This window comes from Microcella sp. (assembly GCF_030645145.1).
GTDB lineage: Bacteria > Actinomycetota > Actinomycetes > Actinomycetales > Microbacteriaceae > Microcella.
Map to the genome: position 1 here is coordinate 1 of NZ_JAUSMI010000078.1, position 1,653 is coordinate 1,653.

3 protein-coding genes are annotated in these 1,653 nt (G+C 71.1%); all 3 read left to right on the plus strand.

Features of this window, described 5'->3' with window-relative positions; genetic code table 11:
* A partial coding sequence (locus Q7T15_RS12340; RefSeq protein WP_370689091.1) for an integrase core domain-containing protein occupies window positions 1-111 on the plus strand: 111 nt, incomplete at its 5' end.
* A gap of 147 nt (window positions 112-258) precedes the next feature.
* Window positions 259-603 (plus strand): hypothetical protein, encoded by a 345-nt coding sequence (locus Q7T15_RS04870; protein WP_304693849.1) that lies wholly within the window; start codon window positions 259-261, stop codon window positions 601-603.
* 104 nt (window positions 604-707) lie between these two features.
* Window positions 708-1,535, plus strand: coding sequence for an alpha/beta fold hydrolase (locus tag Q7T15_RS04875; protein ID WP_304693851.1), 828 nt, complete (start codon window positions 708-710; stop codon window positions 1,533-1,535).
* Window positions 1,536-1,653 lie beyond the last annotated feature (118 nt).

The following is a 1,653-nucleotide window of genomic DNA, read 5'->3' on the forward strand; positions in this document are numbered from 1 at the left end:
AGTGAGCATCGTCGGGCGGTCCTGCCAGAATGGGTTCGCTACTACAACACGCAGCGACCCCATGGCTCTCTGGGCCACAGAAGCCCGATCACCGCACTTGCGGCAGCATGAACAACGTCACTGGGAACTACAGCTAGCCCGACCGAGGCGCCTTGGCGTGTCGCGCCCGCGCGGCGTACTGTCGGCAGTCGAACGTATGTTCGAGTGATCCCATCAGTCGCGCGGGCCGGAGCGCACGAGCCGATGAAGGAGGCTGCCGTGCCGGCTCCTGCCCCCACCCCCGTTCCCTCGACCGCCCCGCTCCCCGCCGCCCGCCCTGCGGTCCTCGAGCCCGCGGTCGTCTGGAGCGACGCCGACGGTCGCCCGATCCGGCTGACGTGGCAGGGCGCGCGGTGGCGCGTCACCGATCGCCCCACGGTCATCACCGAGCCGGTCGCGTGGTGGCGCCGCCTCGATCCCGATGCCCTCGCCCTCGATCGCGCGCCCCGCGAGTGCACCGGCTGGCGCCTGCAGGCCACGGCCGACGACGGTCGCAGCTGCATCCTCGACCTCCGCGACGACGGAGACCCCTCCCGCTGGTTCGTCGTGAAGGTGTACAAGTGAGGCGACGCCCGTCGCGACCCGCCCGTAGCGCCCCGCTCGTAGCGACCTGCCCGCAGCGCCCCGCCCGTCGGGCCGCGGCCATCCCGGTCCGACATAATCGGGCCATGGCACCCCGACCCTGGCGCGGCGCTCCGCTCCTCGCGGTGACGAACGACTCCGGGAGCGGCCCGGTCGTCGTCATGATCCACGGCGTCGCCTCGTCGTCGGTGACCTTCCACCACCTCGTGCCGCTGCTCGAGCCGCACTTCCGCGTCATCACGCTCGACATCCTCGGCTTCGGCGCCTCGCCCGCGCCCGAGGGGGCGACCTACACGCTCGACGAGCACGAGCGCTCGCTGCATGCGACGCTCCGCTCCCTCGGCCTCCGGCGCGACATCATCCTCGTCGGCCACTCGCTCGGCGGCCTCATCGCCGCGCGCTACGCCGCGACGCACCGGAAGGCGCTCTCCCGCCTCGTGCTCATCGGCTCCCCGATCTACCTGCCTCCGGCTCTCATCGGCGACCCCGTCGATCGCGCGAGCATGGGCGCCTACTTCTCCGTCTACGAGTTCCTGCGCTCCAACCCGCGATTCACGACGCGCGCGGCCGCGGCGCTCGCCTCGATCGCGCCGATCAAGAACGTGCTCGAGCTCACCGAGACGAACTGGACCCCGTTCATGCTCTCGCTGCAGAACGCGATCGAGTCGCAGACGACGCTCGCCGATCTCGCCCGCGTGAGCGTGCCGATCGACCTCGTCTACGGCGCTCTCGACCCCTTCCTCGCGCCGAGCGGCATCGGCATCGTCGAGCAGCTGCGCCACGTGACGACGCACCGGGTCTCGAACGTCGCGCACATCCTCCGCCCGCGTCTCGCGCAGGCGGTCGCGCGCGTTCTCGCGTCGTCCCGGCCGGAGGTCGCGATGAGCCCGGAGGCGCCGACGGCTCCGGCCTAGCTGTACTCGGTCATGACGTTGGTGACACTCGGCTGATCGGTGGTTGGCCTCCGCAGGCGGTGTGTGCTCGAGCGTAGTTGTAATGCTCAAGCCAGGGCGCGAGGGCATCGTGACGGGC